Source organism: Acidovorax sp. KNOB132 (genome assembly GCF_057541515.1).
This window is the reverse complement of the sequence record NZ_BAAJYT010000457.1, coordinates 1-1,857: the sequence shown is the minus strand read 5'-3', so window position 1 is coordinate 1,857 and position 1,857 is coordinate 1. Positions and strand designations below refer to the sequence as shown.

Below are 1,857 nucleotides of genomic sequence, written 5' to 3'. Positions count from 1 at the left end.
AGCATGTACACGGCCGCCAGATGCTCGGGCGTGCACCGGGCCATGGCGGCCGCCAGCGCCAGGTCGAGCCCGCGCCGGTTCGCCAGGCCGGTGAGCGGGTCGGTGTGCGCGAGTGAGCGCATGGCGTCGCGCTCGCGGCGGGCATCGCGCGCGGCCCGGCCCAGCGCCGCGGTGCGCAGCCCCAGCACGCGCATGAACAGCAGCATGTCCACCACCGTGCCGATCTGCAGGGCATGCAGCGTCCAGCCGTTGGCCGGCAGCAGGCCTTGCGACAGACCGGCCATGGCAACCGCCGCGATGAAGAACGCGGCGGCTGCCAGCAGCAGCGTGGCACCCAGCGGATCGCGCCGCCGCGCGCGGGCCCAGGCCACCGGCACGCTCATCAGCCAGGGCAGGGGGCCCAGGGCGGTGAGCAGCACCATGGCCATGCGCGTGTCGATCCCGTCCACGAGAAAGGCGGCGCCCAGCACCGCGCTGACCGCGGCACCGCCCTGCATGGCACGAAAGAAACCGCCACGCGCCTTGCCCTCCAGCAGGGCCTGCCCGAGGAACAGGAAGGTGGTTGCCAGTGCCGCGAAGCCGCACAGGGTCGCGATGTGCAGTTCGATCCAGAGCTGGTCGCGCCAGAGGTACTGTGCCCCGATCCCGAAGAGCTGCAGGCAAAAGCCCGCGCTTGCCGCGACGAGCAGCGCGTAGTGCAGAAAGAGCCGCTCGCCTCCTCCGATCCATTGCCCCAGGCTGTAGATCAGCAGGCAAAGGGCCAGCCCGGCGAACAGGCCCTGCAGCATCTGCTCGGCGAGCGCGTCGGAGAGAAACTGCGGGGCCTGCGCCACGGTGGCGGGCAGGACCATGCTGCCGCCCGTGCGCACGCGCACCAGCAGTTCGTAGGGCACGCCGGCGGTCATCTTGAGGTCCATCGCCGGGGTGCGCGACTGCCAGGGACGCTGGCTGAACGGGCGCATGTTGCCCATGGCGGCCTGCTGCACGATGCGGCCGCCCTGCGCCAGATAGAGGTCCACCTGGTGCAGGGCGGGGTAATCGATGTTCACGACCCACTCCGTGTTCGCCCCCGCCTGGTTGATCAGCGTGGCGCGCAGCCACAGGGCGCCCGCATGCACTCCGAGCGATCCGCCCGTGTGGGCCGGTGCGGCGAATGCGGCAGGGTTTGCCAGGGCTTCCTCGGCCGTCAGCGCCGCGGTACGGTCGACCCGCACCGTGAAGGTGTGCCACAGGTTCACGGACGGCATGCCATCTCGGAGCACCAGCGGTTGCGCGGCCTGGGCGGCGGGGGCGAGCAATGCGGACATCACCACCACCACGCACCCCGGCAGAACGCGGCGCAGCCAGCACCGCAGGAAGGTTGGAGACCACGGATGCAGGCGGGAAAACAGGCGCATGGCAACGGTGGCAATGGGAGAGACGCGATGGCTTGGGCGTCAGCGCACCGTGCGCAAATGGCGGGCGCAGCACCCGCCGGAAGGTGCCGGGCGATGTGTCATGTGCGCAAGCCGCCGCAGGGCGGGCAGAGGGCCATGCGGGGCCGGGAAGCAGCGCAGCGGGGGCGGACGGTGTGGGGGCGGGGCATGCTGTATCACGTTGTAACGCTGCCGCAGTGTAGAAGAACTTTCTCCGCAGATTCCATTTTTTTGATGGTGCAGTGCGTGGGGCCCACGAAAAGCGGGTGCCATGCAGCGGCGGGCGGCGGGCGGCGGGCGGCAGGCGGCACAGGCCATGGGCGCGACCTTTCATACGGCGGATGCGCTCTGCGTCCTCGTACTTGATTTCGGCAGATCGTCTGGGCGGCACTCTCGCACGGTGCGGAGCCGGCACAGGGCGATCAGGGAGCCGACGGATCAG

General features: G+C 70.4%; 1 protein-coding gene. It reads right to left on the bottom strand.

What is annotated here, in order from left to right; genetic code table 11:
• Positions 1 to 1,397: 7TMR-DISM family protein (locus AC27IO_RS23670; protein ID WP_498741105.1), on the bottom strand; the 1,397-nt coding region annotated here is incomplete at its 3' end.
• Positions 1,398 to 1,857: the final 460 nt, after the last annotated feature.